Annotated in this window: 23 protein-coding genes; 17 read left to right on the forward strand and 6 right to left on the reverse strand. The window is 69.5% G+C overall.

Translation table 11 applies throughout. The annotated features are described in order from the left end of the window. Positions 1-35 precede the first annotated feature (35 nt). Positions 36-776, forward strand: coding sequence for an SDR family NAD(P)-dependent oxidoreductase (locus OG558_RS21340; protein WP_405071818.1), 741 nt, complete (start codon positions 36-38; stop codon positions 774-776). Here the strand turns inward: OG558_RS21340 and OG558_RS21345 are convergent. Then, positions 773-1,402, reverse strand: a complete 630-nt coding sequence (locus tag OG558_RS21345) for an MSMEG_1061 family FMN-dependent PPOX-type flavoprotein (protein WP_405071819.1) — start codon at positions 1,400-1,402, stop codon at positions 773-775. The genes OG558_RS21340 and OG558_RS21345 overlap by 4 nt on opposite strands. Positions 1,403-1,474: 72 nt before the next feature. Further along, positions 1,475-2,272, reverse strand: a complete 798-nt coding sequence (locus OG558_RS21350) for a dienelactone hydrolase family protein (protein ID WP_405071820.1) — start codon at positions 2,270-2,272, stop codon at positions 1,475-1,477. A gap of 92 nt (positions 2,273-2,364) precedes the next feature. Between OG558_RS21350 and OG558_RS21355 the strand changes: the two genes are divergently transcribed. From OG558_RS21355 to OG558_RS21380, 6 genes are all read left to right on the forward strand, one after another. Further along, positions 2,365-3,342 (forward strand): GlxA family transcriptional regulator, encoded by a 978-nt coding sequence (locus tag OG558_RS21355; RefSeq protein ID WP_405071821.1) that lies wholly within the window; start codon positions 2,365-2,367, stop codon positions 3,340-3,342. Positions 3,343-3,579: 237 nt separating this feature from the next. Continuing rightward, entirely contained in the window at positions 3,580-4,266 is a 687-nt protein-coding gene (locus tag OG558_RS21360; protein WP_329474687.1) for a hypothetical protein, read from the forward strand. Position 4,267: 1 nt separating this feature from the next. Beyond that, the gene (locus tag OG558_RS21365; RefSeq protein ID WP_405071822.1) at positions 4,268-4,693 is read left to right on the forward strand and encodes a phage holin family protein; all 426 of its coding nucleotides are present in this window, start codon (positions 4,268-4,270) and stop codon (positions 4,691-4,693) included. Further along, positions 4,669-5,301 carry a DUF3618 domain-containing protein gene (locus OG558_RS21370; RefSeq protein ID WP_405071823.1) on the forward strand — a complete coding sequence of 211 codons (633 nt, stop codon included), beginning with the start codon at positions 4,669-4,671 and terminating at the stop codon, positions 5,299-5,301. The genes OG558_RS21365 and OG558_RS21370 overlap by 25 nt, the downstream gene beginning before the upstream one ends. Beyond that, positions 5,301-6,248, forward strand: a complete 948-nt coding sequence (locus OG558_RS21375; protein WP_405071824.1) for a YihY/virulence factor BrkB family protein — start codon at positions 5,301-5,303, stop codon at positions 6,246-6,248. The genes OG558_RS21370 and OG558_RS21375 overlap by 1 nt, the downstream gene beginning before the upstream one ends. Before the next feature lie 50 nt (positions 6,249-6,298). Beyond that, positions 6,299-6,970 (forward strand): GAF and ANTAR domain-containing protein, encoded by a 672-nt coding sequence (locus OG558_RS21380; protein WP_405071825.1) that lies wholly within the window; start codon positions 6,299-6,301, stop codon positions 6,968-6,970. Between the two features lie 209 nt (positions 6,971-7,179). On the opposite strand, the gene OG558_RS21385 is transcribed toward OG558_RS21380, so the two are convergent. The 3 genes from OG558_RS21385 to OG558_RS21395 all read right to left on the reverse strand — a co-directional run bounded on the left by OG558_RS21385 (position 7,180) and on the right by OG558_RS21395 (position 9,050). Beyond that, complete coding sequence (locus OG558_RS21385; RefSeq protein WP_405071826.1) at positions 7,180-7,908, reverse strand: GAF and ANTAR domain-containing protein; 729 nt, start codon at positions 7,906-7,908, stop codon at positions 7,180-7,182. Positions 7,909-7,957: 49 nt separating this feature from the next. After that, on the reverse strand, positions 7,958-8,689 hold the full coding sequence (locus OG558_RS21390) for a GAF and ANTAR domain-containing protein (RefSeq protein ID WP_405071827.1): 732 nt from the start codon (positions 8,687-8,689) through the stop codon (positions 7,958-7,960). 61 nt (positions 8,690-8,750) lie between these two features. Continuing rightward, a complete protein-coding gene (locus OG558_RS21395) occupies positions 8,751-9,050 on the reverse strand; it encodes a hypothetical protein (protein ID WP_405071828.1) in 300 nt (99 codons plus the stop codon). Positions 9,051-9,265: 215 nt separating this feature from the next. Here OG558_RS21395 and OG558_RS21400 point away from each other — a divergent pair, with 215 nt between their 5' ends. From OG558_RS21400 to OG558_RS21415, 4 genes are all read left to right on the forward strand, one after another. Then, entirely contained in the window at positions 9,266-9,733 is a 468-nt protein-coding gene (locus tag OG558_RS21400) for an SRPBCC family protein (RefSeq protein ID WP_405071829.1), read from the forward strand. A 110-nt stretch (positions 9,734-9,843) separates the two neighbouring features. Continuing rightward, on the forward strand, positions 9,844-10,308 hold the full coding sequence (locus OG558_RS21405) for a hypothetical protein (RefSeq protein ID WP_405071831.1): 465 nt from the start codon (positions 9,844-9,846) through the stop codon (positions 10,306-10,308). 85 nt (positions 10,309-10,393) lie between these two features. Beyond that, the gene (locus OG558_RS21410) at positions 10,394-11,137 is read left to right on the forward strand and encodes an SDR family NAD(P)-dependent oxidoreductase (RefSeq protein WP_405071833.1); all 744 of its coding nucleotides are present in this window, start codon (positions 10,394-10,396) and stop codon (positions 11,135-11,137) included. Between the two features lie 27 nt (positions 11,138-11,164). Then, positions 11,165-12,469 carry a wax ester/triacylglycerol synthase domain-containing protein gene (locus OG558_RS21415; RefSeq protein ID WP_405071834.1) on the forward strand — a complete coding sequence of 435 codons (1,305 nt, stop codon included), beginning with the start codon at positions 11,165-11,167 and terminating at the stop codon, positions 12,467-12,469. Here the strand turns inward: OG558_RS21415 and OG558_RS21420 are convergent. Then, positions 12,425-13,609: a helix-turn-helix domain-containing protein gene (locus OG558_RS21420; RefSeq protein WP_329474701.1), complete on the reverse strand. Its 1,185-nt coding sequence runs from the start codon at positions 13,607-13,609 to the stop codon at positions 12,425-12,427. The genes OG558_RS21415 and OG558_RS21420 overlap by 45 nt on opposite strands. 176 nt (positions 13,610-13,785) lie before the next feature. Between OG558_RS21420 and hpnC the strand changes: the two genes are divergently transcribed. Genes hpnC through ispH form a run of 6 tightly spaced genes read left to right on the forward strand, consistent with a single transcriptional unit; the run spans position 13,786 to position 21,232 of the window. Further along, positions 13,786-14,661: a squalene synthase HpnC gene (gene hpnC, locus OG558_RS21425; RefSeq protein ID WP_405071835.1), complete on the forward strand. Its 876-nt coding sequence runs from the start codon at positions 13,786-13,788 to the stop codon at positions 14,659-14,661. Next, positions 14,658-15,521, forward strand: coding sequence for a presqualene diphosphate synthase HpnD (gene hpnD, locus OG558_RS21430; RefSeq protein ID WP_405071836.1), 864 nt, complete (start codon positions 14,658-14,660; stop codon positions 15,519-15,521). The genes hpnC and hpnD overlap by 4 nt, the downstream gene beginning before the upstream one ends. After that, positions 15,518-16,855: a hydroxysqualene dehydroxylase HpnE gene (gene hpnE / locus OG558_RS21435; RefSeq protein WP_405071837.1), complete on the forward strand. Its 1,338-nt coding sequence runs from the start codon at positions 15,518-15,520 to the stop codon at positions 16,853-16,855. The genes hpnD and hpnE overlap by 4 nt, the downstream gene beginning before the upstream one ends. Further along, a complete protein-coding gene (locus tag OG558_RS21440) occupies positions 16,852-17,865 on the forward strand; it encodes a polyprenyl synthetase family protein (RefSeq protein WP_405071838.1) in 1,014 nt (337 codons plus the stop codon). The genes hpnE and OG558_RS21440 overlap by 4 nt, the downstream gene beginning before the upstream one ends. Continuing rightward, positions 17,862-19,769 carry a squalene--hopene cyclase gene (shc, locus tag OG558_RS21445; protein ID WP_405071839.1) on the forward strand — a complete coding sequence of 636 codons (1,908 nt, stop codon included), beginning with the start codon at positions 17,862-17,864 and terminating at the stop codon, positions 19,767-19,769. The genes OG558_RS21440 and shc overlap by 4 nt, the downstream gene beginning before the upstream one ends. Then, complete coding sequence (gene ispH / locus OG558_RS21450; protein ID WP_405071840.1) at positions 19,766-21,232, forward strand: 4-hydroxy-3-methylbut-2-enyl diphosphate reductase; 1,467 nt, start codon at positions 19,766-19,768, stop codon at positions 21,230-21,232. Before shc ends, ispH begins: the two co-directional genes overlap by 4 nt. Positions 21,233-21,237 lie beyond the last annotated feature (5 nt).

Here is a 21,237-nt window from a genome sequence, read left to right on the forward strand (position 1 = left end):
CGACAGCTCGAATTCCTCAACTAGGAGACGGTGCAATGACAATCGCAGACAAGACAGTGCTGGTCACCGGCGCCAATCGCGGCATCGGTCAGGCGCTGGTCGAGGACGCCTTGAAGAGAGGCGCGAGACGGGTGTACGCCGGCACGCGTCGGCCGCTGGTCCACTCGGATGAGCGGGTCACGCCTCTCACTCTGGACGTGACTGACGCGACGCAGATCCAGGCGGCGGTCGAGAGCGTCGCATCGCTCGATGTCCTGATCAACAACGCCGGCATCGCGCTGTACGACGACCTCGGCGACCGGGCCGCGATCGAACAGAGCCTCGACGTCAATCTCTACGGCACGTACGGCGTGACCCAGGCCTTCCTGCCGTTGCTGGTCGGTTCCGGGGGAGCGATCGTCAACGTGTTGTCGGTGATGGCGTTCGCGCCGCTGCCGCTGATTCCGTCGTACTCGCTCTCGAAGGCGGCCGCGTTCTCCCTGTCGCAGTCGCTGCGCGGCCTCCTGGCCGGCCAGGGCGTCAGCGTCCACGCCGTCTTGACCGGTCCCGTCGACACCGAGATGTCCCGCGACCTCGACGTACCGAAGGCCTCTCCGGAGTACGTCGCGCGCGCCATCCTCGACGGTGTGGAGAAGGGCGAGGACGACATCTTCCCGGACCCGATGTCGGAGTCCATGGCTGACAGTTGGCGCTCCAGCGCAGCCAAGGCCCTCGAACGCCAGTTCGCCGCCCTCGCACCAGAGCCCGCCAAGTCGTCAGCGAGGTCGGTCGCCTAGTCCTGTTCGGAGTAGAGGTCCTCGCGGTCGAGTTCGGCGTAACGGCGGCGGACCTGGTCTTCCGGCTGGCCCTTGCGCCAGAGGGCCAGGGCGATGTCGGCAGGAGCAGGGGCCGCGGTCGGTTGCCAGGTTTCGGGGATCCACGTGTGTGAGCGGCGGAAGGCCTTTGTGCAGTGGAAGAAGACCTCTTCGACGTCGACGAGCAGGGCCAGCGACGGTCTGTGTCCCTTGACCACCAACTCGTCGAGGTTCGGCAGGTCGGTGATCAGCCGGGCGCGACCGTTGATGCGCAGGGTGTCGCTCCGGCCCGGAACGATCAGGATCAGACCGACGTGCGGGTTCTCGAGGATGTTGTGGAAGCCGTCCATCCGCCGGTTGCCAGGGCGTTCCGGGATGGCCAGCCGGGTCGGGCCGAGCACGCGCACGAACCCGGCTGGGTCGCCCTTGGGCGAGACGTCGCAACGCCCGTCGGCCGAGGATGTGGCCACGAACACCAGACTGGCAGCGGCGATCCATTCGCGGTGCGTGTCCTCGAGGGCGCCGAGCACTTTGTCCCGGACCAAGGGCTTGGGTACGCCGAACGCCTCGAGCTGCTCGACGGTGGTCACAGGGGTCAACGGTTCCATGATGCTCCTGCCGCTCGGACGCTTGTCGACAATCAGACGATCGGAGTCCGGATCCTGTGACAGGTCGGTGGTCTACCCGGCGGGTCTCAGCCGGTCGGTCAGGTAGGTGAGGATCTCGTCTCGTGCTTTCAGGGTGGGGTGGCCGGCCTCGTCGACGAGGTGGGCGGTCACCACGCTGTGGGGTGTCTCGACGACCTCGCGGAAGAACGGGGGCGCATTGGTATTCGCCGTACTGCCGGGGAGAACGCGGCCGTCGAAGGCGTCGCCGAGAAGGGCTTGGTAGGCGGCGAAGCGCTGACCGGTGCACCAGCGGTCGCTGTCGAATCGGTAGGCGAGAACGGTCAGCCCGTCGCGGGTGATGCGGTCCCGGACCGCGATCGCGTCCTCCGCGCTGAGCTCGAGTCCGGCCGGGTCGTCCAGCGGCAGCGACGGGTGGTTGACCACCGGTGCGATGACGGCCGGCTCGAGCGCCATGGTGAGCGCGAAGTTGCCCGTGAAGCACAGCCCGATCGCGCCGACACCGGGGCCGCCGCATTCCGCGTGGGCTTGGCGGGCGAGCCCACGCAACCACGCAGTGACCGGACTCGTGCCGCCCCCGGCGAACGCACGGAACTCTGCACTGACGCACGCGCGCCGGACAACTTCCCTGCCTCCCTCGGCCGTGGGGTAGGCGCCGTCACTCCCGAAGAGCGAAGGGATCTGGACGGTGAAGCCCGCGTCTCGCACCCACCGCGCCAGCCGCAGTACGTCGGGGCTGATGCCGGGCATCTCCGGCATCAGGATCACGGCCGGCCCGGCGCCCGCGACATACACGGTCTTCACCACCCCGTCCACGTCGACGAGTCGGCGGGAGAAGTCCGAGATGCTCATGCGCACAGCCTGAAGCGATCCATCGGCCGACCGCGAGAGGCGAGATCGCCATAGTTGGCGGTAATCTCGCCAAAGACGTGAGGAGCCGAGGGATGAGTGTCCTGCGGGTTGGTGTGCTGGCCTATCCGGGCTGCTTCGCGTCCGAGGTGTACGGCGTACCCGATCTGCTGACCATGGCGACACACGTCGCCGGCCCGGACCAGGTCGGCTACGAGGTGTCGGTCGTGTCGCCTCGCCGGCACGTCGTTGCGTCGGGCGGTGCGCGGTTGGCGGTCTCCGCCGTACGTGACGTCGATGTCCTCGTCGTGCCGGGGTTCGAGCTCGCGCAGGACGTTCACGTGGACGCGACGCTTGCGCCGCTCGGCCCGGAAGTCGCGGTGATCCGCTCGCATGTTGCCGCGGGCAACGCAGTTGTATCGATCTGCGTCGGTGCATTCCTGCTCGCCGAGGCCGGCCTTCTCGCGGGGCGCCGAGCTACGACGTCCTGGCTCTTCGCGGACGAACTGGCTCGACGCTGTCCGGACACCGAGGTCCGGCCCGAGCAACTGGTCGTCACCGACACGGGGGTGACGACGACGGCCGCGTTCAGTGCGATGTACGACTTCGCGCTGGCCCTGATCCGGGAACACCACGGTGCGGCGGTCGCGAGGACGACCGCGAGGGTCGCACTTGTCGATGACGCGCGTACGTCGCAGACGCCGTACGTCGACGCGACACTCCTGCCGCAGCCGGGAAGCGAGTTCTCCCGAAGGGTCATGCGACAGCTCGACCAGAACCTCGCCGACCGCTACGACCTCGTCGCGTTGGCGGCCGCCTTCGATGTCAGTACTCGCACGTTGCTCCGGCGGTTCGCGGCCGAGACCAGCCAGAGCCCGCTCGATTACCTTCAGGCGTCGCGCGTGAGTCGTGCCCGGCATCTCCTGGAGACCACGGACCGGACCATCACCAGCATCTCTACCGCGGTCGGGTACAAGAATCCCGGAACGTTTGCGGCTCTCTTCACCAGGCAGCTGGGCCAGCGGCCCAGCGAATACCGGGCAGCGTTCCGACGCGGTCGTGACGGCCTTTGATCCAGGGCTCCAGATTGTTGCGTGAGGCCGTTTGGTGGCGGGTACCGGGCGGCTAGTTTCAGTGGTGGTACGGAAGAGTGCCATTTCGGTAAGTCCTTGTTGCGAGGCAGAGATGCTGCGCCCTCAGGCCTAGCCAGGCCACCCTCCTCAGCCCTGTGTTGCCGTGCTTTCTCGTACGGCGGATCAGGCGCGGGCTGACCCACGACGTCAATCAATGCTCCTGGAAGGAGCCGTCACATGACGCATACAACGAACCATTGGATGGACTCGGACAGTCCGCCCACCGAAGGGGTCGCCGGGACAGCCCGGGACGAAGCCGGGCAGTTGAAGGAGACGTCGGCCGACGCCGCCCGTCAGGTTGCGGGGACCGTGAAGGACAAGGCATCGAACGTGACGTCGGATGTCCGGGAGCAGACCCGGCGGCTGGCCCATCAGACGCGGAACGAGCTGGTCGGGCAGGCGAGCCAGCAGAAGGACCGGGCCACGAACGGACTCCGTTCGGTGAGCGATGAGCTGCGCGGGATGGCCGAGCACGGTCAGTCCGGCCTGGGTGCTCAGCTGGCACGGCACGGTGCGGGCTTCGCGGATCAGGCTGCGGACTTCCTGCAGCAGCACGAGCCTGGCGATCTGCTGGACGAGGTCCGCGGGTTCGCGCGGCGCAAGCCTGGCACGTTCCTGCTGGTGGCCGCGGCCGCCGGCGTCGTGGCCGGTCGCCTCACGCGTGCCCTGGCAGCAGGCGGCACCAATGCGTCGGGCAGCAGCGGTACGCCGTACAGCAATGGATCGGTAAGCGGCAACGGCATGCCGGGGCAACCGGTCGGTGGCGCGGATGTCGACGACTATCTCGTCCCGCCGCCGGTTGCGCCCAACCAGGATCTCGGCGCCCCGGTCCAGTCCAGGTACTCGCCCGGACCGGGGCTGTGACATGACTGTCGACGGATCACCGCCGGGCAGCAGTCCGGCCCGGCTGTCGATGGACGAGTCGGTCGGTCAGCTGGTCTCCCAGCTGACCACCGACCTGGGGCAACTCACGCGCCAGGAACTGGCGCTGGCCAAGGCCGAACTCCAGGCGGAGGCGAAGAAGGCCGGCAAGGGCGCAGGCATGCTCGGCGGTGCGGCGTTCGCCGGCTGGATGGTCGCCCTCTTCCTCTCCTTGACGGTGATGTGGGCTCTCGACGAGGCCATGGATCTCATCTGGGCAGCGCTCATCGTTGCCGCCGTCTGGGCGGTCGTGGCCGCCGTACTGGCGACGACGGGACGCAAGGAGCTCCAGGAAGTCAATCCGAAACCCGACCAGACGGTCGAATCACTCAAGGAGGATGCGAAATGGCTGAAGACCCGGAAGAGCTGAAGCGCGACATCGAGCAGACGCGGCGCAACGTGGGCCGCGACGTGGACGCCTTGACGGAGAAGGTCAGTCCTGGTCGCGTCGTCGGCCGGCGGGTCGACCGGGCTCGCGGTGGGGTCCATCGGCTGAAGGAGCACGTGATGGGCTCGGCAGAGTCCGTGGGCGGATCCGTGAGCGATACCGCCGGTTCGGCCGTGTCGACCGTGCAGGACGCGGGCAGCAAGGTCGGTGACGCTGTCAGTTCCGCGCCGGACATGGCCCGGGCCCGGACTCGCGGTACGCCGCTGGCCGCCGGGCTGATCGCGTTCGCGGCCGGATGGGTCGCGGCCGCCGCGCTCCCGGCGTCGACGCGGGAACGCGACCTGGCGCAGGACACCAAGGACAAGGCGATGGAGGCCGCCGGTCCGGTGAAGGAGCAGGCCGCCCAGATGGCGCACGAGGTGAAGGACAACCTCCAGGAGCCGGCCCAGCAGGCTGTCGAGAACGTCAAGCAGTCCGCATCCCAGGCAGCGACCGACGTGGCCGACGAGAGCCGCTCGGCGGCTCACCAGGTCGCGGACGATGCCAAGCACTCGGCGGACAACATCCGGCGGGCCGGTCCCTCGAGCTGATGAGCGACGAACGGCGGGACGTTCCGGGACTGGATGCCGAGAAGCCGACCGAGATTCCGGCGACCGGCTGGTGGCAGGTGATCCGGCGAGCTTGGGCCGAGGCCAAGGCCGACCAGGTTCCGCTGCTTGCGGCCGGGGTCGCGTTCTTCGGTTTCCTCTCGCTGTTTCCTGCCGTCGTCGCCGGAGTGTTGGCCTATGGGCTGGTCGCGGATCCGACTCAGATCCGCAACCAGGTCAAGGATCTGACCGCGGCCATGCCGGCGTCAGGGCGCGATCTGCTGCTCCAGCAGCTCGACGCTCTGACCTCGGCGCCACGGCAGGGGCTGGGGATCGGCGTCGCGATCGCCGTGGTGGCTGCGTTGTGGAGCGCGTCAGGAGGTGCGGGGTACCTCCTGACCGCTGTCAACCTCGCGTACGACGAGGACGAGACGCGCGGGTTCGTCCGCCGCAAGCTCCTGGCACTGGGCATGACGTTGGGCGCGATCGTCTTCGTCCTGCTCGCGATCGCCCTGTTCACGGCCGGCGCGGCGATCGGGAACGATGTGGCCACGCCGGTCCGGATCCTGCTCGAGGCGGTACGGCTGGTGCTGGCCGTCGTACTGATCACGGTGGCGCTCGCGGTCACCTACCGGCTGGGGCCGGATCGGGACGCCCCACGCATCCGCTGGGTGTCCACGGGCGCCGTGGTCGCGACCGTCATCTGGCTGATCGCGTCGATCGGTTTCTCGATCTATGTCGAGACGTTCGGTAACTACGCCAAGACCTACGGCAGTCTGGCCGCGGTGGTGGTCCTGATGTTGTGGCTGTGGCTCACCGCGTACGCCGTACTGCTCGGAGCCGAGATCAACGCCGAGACCGAGCAGCAGACCGCCCGGGACACTACGAAAGGTGAGCCGCGTCCCCTCGGCGAGCGAAACGCCGTCAAGGCCGACTCCATCCCGCAGTAGCTTTGGGCTGTACCGGCGTGCATGTGGGCGATTCGGGTACCGGTTGTGGCGTGAATGAGGACCGACTCCTGAATCTGGCGCAGCGGCTGGGGAAGTCGCTGACTCCGGGCGACCTCGACCACACGCTCAGTCGCATCACGGCTGCGGCGGTCGAGGCGCTGCCCGAGACCGACTACGCGAGCATCACTATCCTGCACGCCGACGGCCGGCTGGAGACGGCCGCGCCGACGGATGAGTTCCTGTTGGGTCTCGACGAGGCGCAGTACGACCTGCGTGAAGGTCCCTGCTACGAAGCGGCGGCTGACGCTGTGCACGTCGCGTCGCCGGATCTGGCCCGGGACGAGCGCTTTCCCCGGTACGCCGTGAGCGCGTTGGCGGCCGGCGTTCACGCGCAAGCGGGTCTCTCGCTCTTCAATGCTCCGAAGTCGCGTGGCGCCCTCAACCTGTATGCCAAGCAGGTCGGGGCCTTCCGCGACCTGGGAACGCTCGGCGTGCTCTTCCAGCACCAGGCGGCGATGGCGATCGACTATGCCCGCGAGATCCAGAACCTGCGCGAAGCGGTCAACACGCGCACCACGATCGGTACGGCGGTCGGCATCGTGATGGAGCGCTACCACCTGACCGACGACCGCGCCTTCGCCTTCCTCACCCGCCTCTCGCAGGACGGCAACATCAAACTGCGAGAAGTGGCCAAACGCCTCATCGCCACCACCCGCGGATAGCGGTCCGGATCGGTCACTATGTGCACCAGATCCGTACGGGGAGGGCCTTGGGCGTACGGATCTGGTGCACAAAGTCGATCCTGGCCGTCGTTCTAGGACGGCTGACCCACGCAAACGACACAACAGCCGGTTTCCCAACCACCGAAGCCGCCGATCCGCTGCGTACGGCGTACTCGCGTGAGCGGACGACGACCAGGCCGGCGATTGACTCACCCGTTGGCGGGTTCGAGGTCGGTGGCGGTGAGGGTGTGGGCGACGACTTCTGCGGCGACTGCGCTGAGGTGCAGGTGGTTGCTGCGGGCGTGGGCGCGCATCAGGTTGAAGGCGGCGTTGAGCGAGAGGCCCGCGCTCGCGGCGAGGATGCCCTTGGCCTGTTCGATCACGATGCGGCTGTTCAGGGCGCTCTGCAGCTGCTCGGCGAGGATCTCGCCGGAGCGGATGGCGCGCTCCTGCAGCAAGGCGACAGTGGCGATGTCGCACAGCGCCTGCCCGAGCTCGATGTCCTCCCGGGTCAGCGTCGAGCGCTGGGCGCAGAACAGGTTGAGTGCCCCGATGACCCGGCCGCGCAGCCTGAGCGGCAGCGCGTGGGTCGCGTGGAAACCCGCGGCCGTGGCGGCGGCGTGGAACCGCGGCCATCGCTGGCTGAACTCGCCGAGGTCGACGTTCGTGATCTGCTGACCCGTCGTGTAGCAGTCCAGACAGGGGCCCTCCTCGTTCTGCAGGACGAACAGCTCGAGCAGCCGTGCTTCCTCGGTCGTCGAGGCCATCACCTGCAACAGACCGTGCTGGTCGGCCAGGATCAGCCCGGCGGCGTCGGCGTCGAGGAGCTCGACGCTGCGCTCACACAGCAGGTGCATCAGATCGATGACGTCGAAGTCGTCGACAAGAGTATCGGCGAGCTCGACGAAGACCCGCCCTAGGCGCTGCTCTCTGGTCATGACCTGGTTCCTTTCCCGGTCGATTGGTCGAATCCTCGCATCGCCCCGCCTACTCATCATTATCGCTGTCGGGTGGGAAGTTGAGCCGCCGGTGCACAACATCGCGCGCGATATCGAGCAGCGGCCGCCCGGTCGAATAGGCCCTTGCTCGCAGCAGCAGCAGCGCCTCGGTCAGCCCGATGGCAGCCTGGACCGAGACCATCCCGGTGGCCTGATGGATCTCGCGGCGCCCGTCGGCGGCGTCGGCCAGCAGCGGGTGCAACTGCCCGATGGGAGTGCCGTGCTGCAGTTCGAGCAGGATCGTGGTGGCGGCGGCCGCGAAGTCGAGTGCCTCGGCGAGCTCGAGCCGGTCCAGCGAGCCGGTGGTACTGCGGTACAGGTCGAGCACACCGAGCTGGATCGCACCGACCTGGAGGGGGAAGGCGAACACCGCGGCGATTCCGGCGTCGGCGGCAGACATGGTGAAGGCCGGCCACCGGGTCGTCCCGGACTGGACCAGATCCGGCAGCAGGACCGGCCTGCCGCCCCGTGAGGCGTCCAGGCACGGACCCTCACCGAGGGTCTGTTGCAGGTCTTCCATCGCAGCCGCCGGTGCGTCGCTGGCGACCAGGAGACCCGCATGGCCGGCCGCCGTCATCAACGCCATGCCCGCGCCGTCGACGGGCAGCGCGGCGATCAAAGCTGTGCACAGACGCCGCAGTATCTGCTCGGCCGTGCTGGTCCGGCCGGGGGGATCGGTGAGGACCTCGAGGAGGATCTGCCGGACTCGCGGTGATGCCACGGATCAGCTCACCTCGGAGTCGTCATCCGCGCGTCTTGCACCACCCGACCGGCCGATCCGGTCATGACGTCGCCGCCTCAGCCTGCCTGGCGTACGGAGCGAAGTCCACCGGGCGCTCCGGCGCCCTGCCGTCGGCCTGCGGGCCGACCGGCATGTAGAGGTAGTTGCCCAGGTGGTCCTTGGCGGGCTGGTGGGTGCGGGGATGGTGGATCAGCCGGTAGATCGGAGTGTCCGGGACGACCGCGACTTCCGCCGGTGGGTCCTCGCCTTCGATCGCCCAGCACTGTCCGTGCGCCGAGCCACCGTAGGCCCGCGCCACCGCGGTGGATCGCCACGCGGGGGATGTCGTTGCCGAGGCCATGGGGTCACCTCTTCAGCCGTCGTACTGTGGAGAAGGTGCCGTGGTCCGGGGCAAGCGCTGCCGTACAGGTACCCGCTGCGGCCGACCGCACAACTGCGGGGATCCCTAGACTTCGAGCATGCGCCACCACGGCGCGGTTGTCATCGGCGCCGGCCCTCACTGAAGTGATCAGTGGCGCCTGCTCCGGTTGCGTGCGTAGTGGGTACAGGTCAGGCATGAGTGAGAACGAGTGGGTGGTGCGGGCCTCGAGCGCGGATGTGTTCGCCGTGCTGGGCGACGGGTGGTCGTACGCCGGGTGGGTGGTCGGCGCCGCGCGCGTCCGGTCGGTCGACCAAGGGTTTCCGGCGCCCGGGACGAGTCTTCACCACTCGGTCGGTGTCTGGCCGTTCATGGTGAACGACGTGACCACGGTCGAGGAGTTCGAGCCGGACCACCGGTTGGTGATCAAGGTCCGCGTCTGGCCGGCCGGCGCCGGCCGGGTCGAGTTCGTCACCACCACCCGTCCCGACGGCTGCCTCCTGGTGATGCGCGAAGAGACCAGCGAAGGTCCCGTGCACGTCCTTCCGCATCTCGCCGTCGACCCCGTCCTGCACTGGCGCAACACCGAAACCCTGCGTCGCCTCGCCTACTTGGCCGAATCACGCGCCGGCCTGCACAGAACCCAGTCCACCTACCCGGGGTGACGCGGCCGATTGACGGCAACACTTGGCCGGGACTCGCCGGATGTGATCGCTCCTGGTCCGCGTGACTGATAAACAGGCCGTCGGATGTCTGATCGACCGAGAGTTCTTCGATGGTGATGGCGTGGCGCTTCGGCGCGGTGAGCGCCGAGGCTGTGATGGCGGTTGTCGCGACGGCCGAGCTGTTCGAAGATTGGGTGGTCGGCGTTCCCACACCTGTCGACGCCGACCGGAGGTGGCCGGAAACCGGCAGCATCGTCCGGAAGGACACCGATCGGGAGCCGCACGGCAGGCACTCCTACGACCGTCACCTGACCGTGGCGGTCGTCGAGTCGTGGCTGCCACCTCAGGAGCTGGTCCTCCGCCTGCGGAGTGGACTGGGTGGCTGGATCCGGTTGACGATCAGGGTGCAGCCACGACCGGGAGGGAGCCTGATCGAGGTCAGAGCGGATCCGATCACCGCCTCGGCTCGGTTGAGATACGCCGGACCGGCCCGATCTCGCGCCGAGGAGCGCTGCGTGATGGTTGCCGAATCACTGATCCAGCTGGCCGAGGACCGGAGTGCCGCCGGCGGTTGAGGCGTCCACCGGGCGAGTATCGTGAGTCAGCGCGGTCGGGAGCACTGGAAGGTGGGCCTTGGAGCTGGGCGGCGCGGTGGTGTTGGTGACTGGCGGGTCGGCCGGGATCGGGCGGGCCGTTTGTCTCGAGCTCGCGTCGGCCGGGGCGGTGGTCGTGGTGCACGGGCGCGACGTACGGCGTACGCAGGACGTCGCGGATCAGGTCAACGGCGTTGCGGTGCAGGCCGATCTGCGTGAGTACGGCGCTGTGCAGTCGCTGGCCGGGGAAGCCCTGGCCGCGCATGGACGGCTGGATGTGCTGATCGCGAACGCCGGTCAGGGGTGGTCCGGGCCGTTCGTCGAGATGAGCGACGAGGAGATCGCGGACCTGATCACCGTGGATCTGACCACCACGATGCGGCTGGCCCGACTGCTGGTGCCGGGGATGGTCGAGCGTCGTACCGGCTGTCTGGTGCTGGTGACGTCCGTCGCGGGGCGGACCGGCGTCGCGGGGGAGGCGGTCTACGCGGCGGCGAAGGCGGGGCTGGACGCGTTCGCGGAGAGTCTGCGGCTGGAGCTGGCAGGGACGGGCGTCCAGGTCGGCGTCGTCGTTCCCGCGGCGGTCGACACCGGCTTCTTCGCCACCCGGGGTCGCGCCTACGACCGGCGCGTACCGCGACCGGTCGAGCCGGCGGCGGTCGCACGAGCCGTCGTCCGTGCGATCGAGCAGGACCGGGCCGAGACGTGGATCCCGCGCTGGATCCGGCTCGCGGCCGTCGTCCGGGCGCTGTTTCCAGCCGGCTTCCGGCGACTCGCCACCCGATTCGGGGAGTCGATCCGGTCCGGGTGACCGGACTGCTTGTGCTATGACAAATGCGTGGCCGACGGAGGATCGACGCATCGGGCCGCCCGCGCGGGCGTGGTGGTGCCGTCGAGTGACGGCTTCTTCCTGCAGGTAGAAACAGCCGCGGCACCTCAGCATGTCGGTGGGCTGGTCGTGTTCGAGCCGAGCGAGGGCGACGCGTTGTCGCTCGAGCGAGTGACCGAGCTGGTGAAGGGTGAGCTCGACCGATTGCCCCGGTTCCGCCAGCGGTTGGGGCCGCGGTCGCGCTGGCGCCGGCAGCGGTGGATCGACGTCGCCGAGATCGACTGGTCGTGGCACGTCAGCGAACGCCGCTCGGCGGACGGTCCGGCCGGCGTACGGCGGATCATCGCCGAGCTGGCCGAGACCCCGATGCCCCGCGACCGTCCGCTGTGGCGACTCGTGATGGTCCGCGACGCGGCGCCGGGAGCTTCGGCGATGATCCTGCTGCTGCACCACGCCGTCGCGGACGGGATCGGCACCGTGATCCAGGCACTGAACCTGCTCCGGCCGCGGATCGAGCTGCCCGGCCTCCGCAGTCCGGCGCCCGGTCGCGCAAAGTTGCTTGGCGCAACCATCGCCGGACTCGCCCAGCTGGCCACCGACGGCGGAGCGGGAGCACGTCTGGACAGCGGATCGGCACGACGGGAGTTCGCCACGGCCGCTCTCGACCTCTCCGCCGTACGGCGGGCCGCGTCGGATCGGAGTGTCCGGGTGACCGATGTCGTCCTCGGTCTGGTCGCCGAGGCGGTCGCCGCCACCCATCCCGAGGTCGCCACCCGGCTGCGCGGCCGGATGCGGGTCGCGGTGCCGTTGATGGTGCGCGATTCCGGTTCGGCGGCGGAGACCAACGCGACCGCGGCCGTGATGGTCGAGGTGCCGCTCGACGGCCGTCCGTTCGACGAGCTGGTCCTCGAGATCAGCCGGCGCACCGGGCGCTTGCGGACGCCGAGCCGGGCGGTGGCCTCGCGGTTCGTGATGGCGACCGGCCTGCGCGCGTTGCCCGAGCCGCTGGCCGGGTGGTTCGCCCGGACCGTCTACGGGCGCCGGTTCTTCCACGCCATCGTGTCGAACATGCCGGGCTCGACGCTGCCCCTGTCGATGGACGGGATCACGATCGCGTCGGTCTACCCGATCCTGCCGCTGGCGCCCGGGTCCCCGATCGCCGCGGGCGCGCTGAGCTGGGCCGGCTCGCTCGGGATCGGTCTGGCCACTGATCCGGCGGTCTTCGACGCGGACGTCCTCGCCGCCCGGATGGCGCACGTCCTGAACGTCTCACCGCATCGGCCACACGAGCGCGAGGAAGAGACGCGCACGTGACCGCGGCGAGTCCAGCTGATCGCCGAACCGTTCGCGCAGCTGGGCGACCCGGTAGCGCACGGTCTGCGGGTGGATGTGCAGTTCCTCGGCGATCGCCGTCCGGTCGCCCATGTGCCGCAGCCAGGCGGTGAGGGTCTCGATCAGCCGTTCCCGGGCGCCGGCCGGGAGGTCGTCGAGCGGCGCGAGCAACTGCTCGCGGAGGAATCCCATCAGGCGTTCGTCGCGATGGACGATGATCGTGTCGAGATGCTCGTCGGCGAACACCGGGTCGTCGGTGAGAATGCCTTGCTGCTTGAGCCGTACGGCGATCTGCGCGATCGTGACGCTGCGCGGCAGGTACTCCAGCGGCACGGTGTGGCCGACCACCGCGTTCGCTCCCCGGAGGGCGCGCCGCAGTTGCTCCCGGCGGCCGGACAGGCCGGGATCGGGGACGATGAGGCCGGACAGTTGTTCGTGCCGCACCGGCAGCGATCCGGCGTCCACGTGGGACAGCACCCGCCGCGCGACGTCGGCGTTCGCGTCCACCAGGACGACGGCCCCGGTCGTGGGCAGCGGCCAGTTCGCCCGCGCGGCCGCCTCCCGGATCGCGGTCATGCCCGAGCGATCGGACAGCAGCAGGTCGGCCAGTTCCTCGCGGCTACGTTCCCGGGCCGAGGCGTCCTCGCCCTGTTCCAGGACGTAGCCGCGCGCGGACGCCGACGAGAGCTGGTTGATGAAGTCGAAGACGGCTTCGGCGAGCGCGGCCAGCACGTCCGGCCGGACCTCGAGGGCCAGCGCGGTGGCAGAGACATGCCGCCAGGCGGTCCGGGCGCCGAGCTGGTAGGCGGTGAGTAGGCGGGTCAGATCCTCGCCGGCCTGCCACTGGCGGCGGCCGATCTGCTCGAACACGATCTGGATCGTCTGCGCGCCTTCGAGCCGGTCGATCCGGGACGCCGACCGGCCGTGCTCGGCCATGTCGAGGAGCCGATGGACGAACAGCTCGGCGGCCTGCTGCATGCCGTCCGGGTTCTGGTCGAGGAACGCGGCGTACTCCGGCCAGCCGTCGGCGAGCAGATCCCGCACCTCGGCGATCAGCTCCGGCAGCCGGCTGTCGAGGGCAAGCTCCAGTTGCGCCCGGCCCTGCGCCGCGTCCGTGGTCATCTGCTGTCTCGTGTGCCCCCTCGCACCCTCGCGCCGATGTCGCCGACCGACCGTTCCTGCTGCGAGTCCGAACGGGCGGCCCTGCTCCGGATTGTACGGTCGTGACAATTTTCAGGTCCAGGAATCACTCCGGCGGCGGCAGACCTGGCGATCCGGACGGACCGAAGATGGCTGATATGGCGAGCTCGCGTCCCCGGCCGTCCGGCACTTCCCCGTCAACCGGCGAGGAAGCGCTGCGTACTCGCGAGAACGCCGAGAACTTCCCCGTCGCCCTGCGCTTCCTGCCGCGCCGGCATCGTGACCACCTGCACGCGATCTACGGCTATGCCCGGATGGTCGACGAGATCGGCGACACGTTCACCGGTGACCGGACGGCCCGGCTGCACGAGCTGGCCGCGGACCTCGGCACGATTTGGTCGGGCGGTCAGCCGTCGGACGCCGTACTGCGGAGGCTGGCCCCGACTGTGCACGCCCGACGGATGTCGGCCGAGCCGTTCGAGCGGCTGATCGAGGCGAACCTGCAGGACCAGGTGGTGTCGCGTTACGAAACCTTCGACGACCTCCGCCGGTACTGCGCCCTGTCGGCCGAACCAGTCGGCCGGATGGTGCTGGAGATCTTCGGGCAGGCGACCCCGGAGACCATCGCGCGATCCGACCAGGTGTGCACCGCGCTGCAACTGCTCGAGCACTGGCAGGACGTCGGTGAGGACAGGCGGGCCGGTCGCGCGTACCTCCCCCAGGAAGATCTGCGCCGGTACGGCGTCGCCGAGAACGACCTCGATCAGCAGAGCGCGGGTCCACAACTTCGAGAGTTGATGCGGTTCGAGATCGAGCGGGCCGCCGGTCTGCTCGCTGAAGGGACGGCGATCGTGCGGCAACTGCAGGGATGGGGCAAGGTCAGCGTGGCCGGTTTCGTGGCCGGAGGACAGGCCACCGTGTCGGCGCTGAGGCAGACCGAGGGCGACGTGCTCGCCCGATCCGCCCGGCCGTCGCGCCGTACGACGGCGATGCGCGCCGTCGGCCTGCTGGCGAGCCGGCGGGCGGCGCGATGAGCACGATCGAGCAGGCGTACGCCACCTGCGAGCAGATCACCCGGACCGAGGCCGGCAACTTCTACTACGGCATCCGCCTGCTCCCGCCGGACAAACGTTCCGCGCTCTGTGCGATCTACGCGCTCGCGCGCCGGATCGATGACATCGGGGACGGCGACGACGCGACCGCGGACAAGGAGACGGCCCTCGCCGGGGTCCGCAAGGACCTTGGCAGGCTGGCCGACAGCAGCGACCCGGTGCTGGCCGCGGTGAACGATTCCGCCCGCCGATTCCCGGTGCCGTTGGGCGCGTTCGAGGAACTCATCGACGGTGTCCAGCTGGACCTGGGCGACGTCCGGATCGCCGACTTCGACGAACTCGTCGTGTACTGCCGGCACGTCGCGGGGTCGGTCGGCCGGCTGTGCCTGTCGATCTTCGGCAGCAGCACCACCGACCCGAGAACGTCCCTGTACGCCGACCAGCTCGGGATCGCCCTGCAGCAGACCAACATCCTGCGCGACATCCGCGAAGACCTCGGCAACGGTCGCGTCTATCTCCCGCAGGACGAGCTCGATCGGTACGGCGTGGACCTGCGCGTCGACGACCTCGGCACGCTGGAGGACCCGGCCGGCCGGCTCGCCGCCTACATCCGGTACGCCGCCGGTCGCGCCGGCGACTGGTATTCGCTCGGCCTGCGGCTCGTCCCGCACCTCGACCGGCGCAGCGCGGCGTGCTGCCGGGCGATGGCCGGCATCTATCACCATCTGCTGGGCCGGATCGCCGGCGATCCGGTTCTCGTCTACGACCAGCGGCTGTCGCTGAGCGTCGCCCAGAAGGCGCGCGTCGCCGTGACCGCCCTGGCCGGAGGAGGACGGCGATGACCGCCCGGCGCGTCGGAGTGGTCGGCGGTGGCCTGGCGGGCCTCACCGCGGCACTGCGATGCGCCGACGAAGGCTTTGCGGTCACGTTGTTCGAAGCACGTCCCCGGCTCGGTGGTCTCACGCACTCGTTCCAGCGCGACGGACTGTGGATCGACAACGGCCAACACGTGTTCTTGCGGTGTTGCACGGCGTACCAGGGCTTTCTGGAGCGGCTGGGCGTCTCTGACCGGGTGACGGTGCAGGACCGGCTCGACGTACCGGTTCGCAGTGAGCTCGATGTGCGGGCCGGGCGACTTCGCCGGACCGGATTGCCTGCGCCTCTTCACCTGGGGTCGACCTTGGCGCGGTATCGGTGGTTGAGCCCGGCGGCTCGGGCGCGGGTCGTGCGCGGGGCGCTGGCGCTGGGCCGGGTGGATCGCACGGATCCCGAGGTCGATCGGCAGTCCTTCGGAGATTGGCTCACCGCGCACGGGCAGGATCAGCGGGCCATCGAGACCGTCTGGGACCTCATCGGCATCGCGACCCTGAATGCTCCGGCCGAGCGGGCTTCCCTGGCGCTGGCCGCGACGGTCTTCCAACTCGGGCTGCTGGAGTCCGCCGCGGCGGCGGACATCGGCTGGTCGCTGGTGCCGCTGCAGGAACTGCACGGCGACGCGGCGGCGCGTGCGCTGACGGCTGCGGGAGTGACCGTGCGGACCCGATCCAAGGTCCGCGACGTCGTACCGGCAGGCAACGGCTGGACCATTGACGGTGCTGCGTTCGACGACGTCGTACTCGCGGTTCCGCCGGCGGCTGCGGAGACGCTCGTGCCGGCCCGAGCGGTCGAGCTGGAGTCGGGTTGGGCGGAGGAGTTGGGCAGTACGCCGATCGTGAACCTGCACGTCATCTACGACCGGGTCGTGCTCGAGGAGCCTTTCTTCGCGGCTGTCGACAGCCCGCTGCAGTGGGTGTTCGACCGCACCCGTCAGGCCGGACTCAGCCGAGGACAGTACATCGCCGTGTCGCTGTCGGCGGCCGACGACCTGATCGACACACCGGTCCCGGAGCTGCGTGACCGCTTGCTGCCGCACCTGGAGCGACTGCTGCGGATCACCGACGCGCGGGTCCTGGAGTTCTTCGTCACCCGGGAGCGGCAGGCCACGTTCCGGCAGCGGCCGGGCACGTCCGGCCTGCGTGCATCGGCGCGTACGGCGCTGCCCGGTCTCTACCTCGCCGGTGCGTGGACCGACACCGGCTGGCCCGCAACCATGGAGGGCGCCGTCCGCAGTGGTGAGGCCGCAGTGGCCGCACTGCTCGAACGACGCCCCGCAGAACGTCGGGAGGCAGTTGTATGACGATCACCGCGGAAACCCTCGACCGCAGTCGTGGCATGGTCGCACCGGCCTTGCGCCTGGCCGTCGAGCGCCTCGATCCGTTCACCCGGCTGGTCGTCTCGTACCACCTCGGCTGGTCCGACGAGTACGGGACGCCGACTGTGGCGAACCCGGGCAAGACCCTGCGGCCCGCGCTCGCACTGCTCGCCGCCGAGGCGGTCACCGGCCGGCCCGAACCGGGGTTGCCGGGCGCGGTCGCGGTCGAGCTCGTCCACAACTTCTCCTTGCTGCACGACGATCTGATGGATCGCGACACCGAACGCCGCCATCGCCGGACCGTGTGGGCGGTCTGGGGTGACGCGACCGCCGTACTGGCTGGTGACGCGCTCCTGTCCCTGGCCCACGAGGTGTTGACCGAGGGTGAGTCTCCGGACGGACAAGCGGCCGGCCGGGCGCTGGCGATCGCGACCCGGGAGTTGATTCGCGGGCAGGTGCTGGATCTGGCCTTCGAGCAACGCAACGACGTGACGCTGGACGAGTGCCTCGACATGGCAGCGGGCAAGACCGGAGCTCTGCTTGGAGTCAGCGCCGCGATCGGCGCGATCCTGGTCGGTGCGCCGCAGGTCGTGGTCGGCGGGTTGTCCAGGTTCGGTGCCGAGCTTGGGATGGCGTTCCAGCTCGTCGACGACCTGCTCGGGATCTGGGGATCCCCCGAGGTCACGGGCAAGCCGGTGTTCTCCGATCTGATCGCGCGCAAGAAGACCTTGCCGGTCACTTGGTCGCTCGATCATGGTGGCGACGCCGGGCGGGAGCTGGCCGCCTGGCTGTGTCGCGACGGCAGTCCGACGGAGGACGAGCTCCGGTACGCCGCCCAGTTGATCGAGCGGGCTGGTGGCCGGGACTGGGCCGTCCAGGAAGCGCGGGACCGCATCGGTCTGGCCGAGCAGGCTCTCGACGACACACAGCTCGACGACATCGCCCGCAATCGGCTCGGTGAGCTCGCCCGCTTCGTGATCGAGCGGCAGTCATGACCGCTGGCGAACGCGTCGATCCAGCGATCGGTACGACGGCCGGCGTACGGTCTGCCCTTGACGCGGCCGTGGAACACCTGCGCGGGCGCCAGCACGAGGACGGCTGGTGGAAGGGCCTGCTCGCGACCAACGTGACGATGGACGCCGAGGATCTGATGCTGCGGACGTTCCTCGGCATCGCCACGCCGCGGACGAACGAGGAGACCGCTCGCTGGATTCGTTCCCAGCAACGGGCCGATGGTTCGTGGGCGACGTTCCACGGCGGGCCGGGCGATCTGTCGACCACGGTCGAGGCTTGGGTTGCCCTGCGTTTCGCCGGTGATCAGCCCGATACCCCGCAGCTGCGAAGGGCTGCCGAGTTCGTGAAGTCCGAGGGCGGGGTCGAGCGGGCTCGCGTCTTCACCCATATCTGGCTCGCGCTGTTCGGATTGTGGAGTTGGGACGACTGTCCGGCGCTCCCGCCGGAGATCGTGTACTTGCCGGCGTGGGCGCCGCTCAACATCTACAACTGGGGTTGCTGGGCTCGGCAGACGATCGTGCCGCTTACCATCGTGAGTGCCCTTGAGCCCGTGCATCCGGTGGATTTCGGCATCGCCGAGTTGAAGACCGGGACTCCGCGGCCGCCACGGCAACCGGCGTACAGCATCTCTGGGTTCTTCGAGCGCCTCGACACCGTGCTGCACGGCAATCGTCGCCTACCGCTCAAACGCCTGCGGCAGAAGGCGATGCGCCTCGCCGTCGAGTGGATTCTGGCGCGCCAGGAGGCCGACGGCGGCTGGGGCGGCATCCAGCCGCCGTGGGTGTATTCGCTCATCGCACTGCACCTGATGGGCTATCCGCTCGATCATCCCGCGGTGCGCGCCGGTATCGAAGGGCTCGACGGGTTCACCGTCCGTGCCTCCTCGCCCGACGGACCTGTCCGGTGGCTGGAGGCCTGCCAGTCGCCGGTGTGGGACACGGGGCTTGCTCTTGCTGCGTTGCTGGACGCGGGTGTTCCGGCCGACGATCCGGCTGTCCTCAAGGCGACCGATTGGTTGCTGGGCGAAGAGATCCGGGCCGGAGGTGATTGGCAGGTGCGCCGGCCTGAGCTGCCCTCGGGCGGCTGGGCCTTCGAGTTTGCCAATGACAACTATCCCGACACCGACGACACCGCCGAGATCGTGCTTGCCCTGCGCCGCGTGCGTCATCCGGATCCAGCCCGGGTGCGGGCCGTGATCGATCGTGCGGTGGTGTGGACGACCGGGATGCAGTCGCGCGACGGCGGGTGGGGTGCGTTCGACGCCGACAACACCCACACACTGGCGAACGCGTTGCCCTTCTGCGATTTCGGCGCCGTCATCGATCCACCGTCGGCCGACGTCACCGCCCACGTGGTCGAGATGCTCGCGGCTGAGGGTCGTACGGACGAGGAGCCGTGCCGTCGCGGCGTACGGTGGCTGCTCGACGCGCAGGAGGCCGACGGCTCGTGGTTCGGCCGCTGGGGCGCCAATCACGTCTACGGCACGGGCGCTGTCGTCCCGGCCCTGATCGCCGCGGGCATGTCCGCCGACGCGTCTGCGGTTCGAGCGGCGGTCCGCTGGCTCGAGGATCACCAGAACGACGACGGCGGCTGGGGCGAGGACCTACGCTCGTACGACGATCCCGCGTGGATCGGCCGGGGTGAGTCGACCGCTTCGCAGACGGCGTGGGCGCTGCTCGCGCTACTTGCCGCGGGCGAGCATTCGGCCGCGGTCGACGGAGGCGTCGAGTATCTCGTCCGTACTCAGCGCTCGGACGGCGGCTGGGACGAGGACCTCTACACGGGCACCGGCTTCCCCGGCGACTTCTACATCAACTACGAGATCTACCGGCTCGTCTTCCCGATCTGGGCGCTCGGCCGCTATGTCGCGCGGAGCACCCGATGACCGGAATCGTCAGTACGCCGTTGTGGTCCGAGTGGCTCGCACTCCACGACCGGCTCACGGCCGACGTCGTACGCACCGGACGTTCGTCCAGCGGCCGCCTGACTGATGGACAGCCAGTCCTGGTCGCCGGCGTGGCCGGTGCTCTCGGCAACGAACTCCGGCCCGGCGACTTGGTCGTCGCGGACGAGATCCGGGGCGACGCCGAACCCCTGCCCAGTCACGCGTCCCCGCTGCTCGTGGGTGCGTTGCGACGGGCCGGTGTGCGGGTCCATCACGGGCCGATCGTGACGACCCGGCGAATCGTCGACGCGCCGGATGCTCGCCGTACACTCGCAGCAACCGGAGCCTTGGCGGCCGACACCGAATCCGCACTGGTCGCCGCCGCCGCACCTCCCGGACAGGCAGCGGTGATCCGTGCCGTCGTCGACACGCCGGATCATCGCCTGCTCCGTCCAGGGACGCTCGTGCGGGGGCCGAAGGCCTTGTGGGCCCTGCGTCGCGCCGCTCCCGTCATCGACGCCTGGGCGGCCGCGACCGGCGATCGCGAGGTCCTGCTCGCCGGCCCGAGATCCTTCTGCGCGGGCGTCGAGCGCGCCATCGAGATCGTGGAACGTGCGCTGGTGAAGTACGGCCCGCCGGTGTACGTCCGCCGGCAGATCGTGCACAACAGCCACGTCGTGCGTGAACTGCAGAGACGCGGCGCGGTCTTCGTCGAGGAGGTCGCCGAGGTTCCCGAGGGCAGCGTCACGGTGCTCGCCGCCCACGGCGTCGCCCCGCAGGTCCGGACCGACGCCGCGGCCCGCAACCTCCGGGTGATCGACGCCACCTGCCCGCTGGTCGCGAAGGTGCACAGCGAGGTACGCCGCTTTGTTGCTCGGGGCAACACAGTGTTCCTGATCGGGCACCGTGATCACGAGGAGGTCGTCGGCACCCAGGGTGAGGCGCTCGGCCAGGTGGTCGTGGTGGCCGATCCGGACGAGGCCGGGCGGGTGCGCGTCGCCGATCCGCGGCGGGTCTCCTACGTCATGCAGACCACCCTCGCCGTCGACGAGGCCGAGCAGACGGCGGCCGTTCTCCGGGATCGCTTCCCCGCGCTCGACGGCCCGCGCAATGACGACATCTGCTACGCCACCACGAACCGGCAGCAGGCCGTCCGAGCCGTCGCCCGGGAGGCCGACCTCGTGCTCGTCCTCGGATCGGCGAACTCCTCCAACTCCCACCGGCTCGCGGAGGTCGCCGCGTTCGATGGGGTCCCGGCGTACCTCGTCGACGACGCGAGCGCCGTCGACCTGCACTGGTTGCGCGGCGTACGTCGGATCGGCATCACCGCGGGAGCATCCGCACCACCTCAGCTTGTCGACGATCTGGTCCGCTGCCTGTCCGGTCTCGGCCGGGTCGCGGTCACCGAGATCAGCGTCGCCGACGAGGACATCCGATTCACCCTGCCCAGGGAGGTGAGCTGACCGTG

Source organism: Kribbella sp. NBC_01510, from assembly GCF_045040325.1.
Lineage (GTDB): Bacteria > Actinomycetota > Actinomycetes > Propionibacteriales > Kribbellaceae > Kribbella.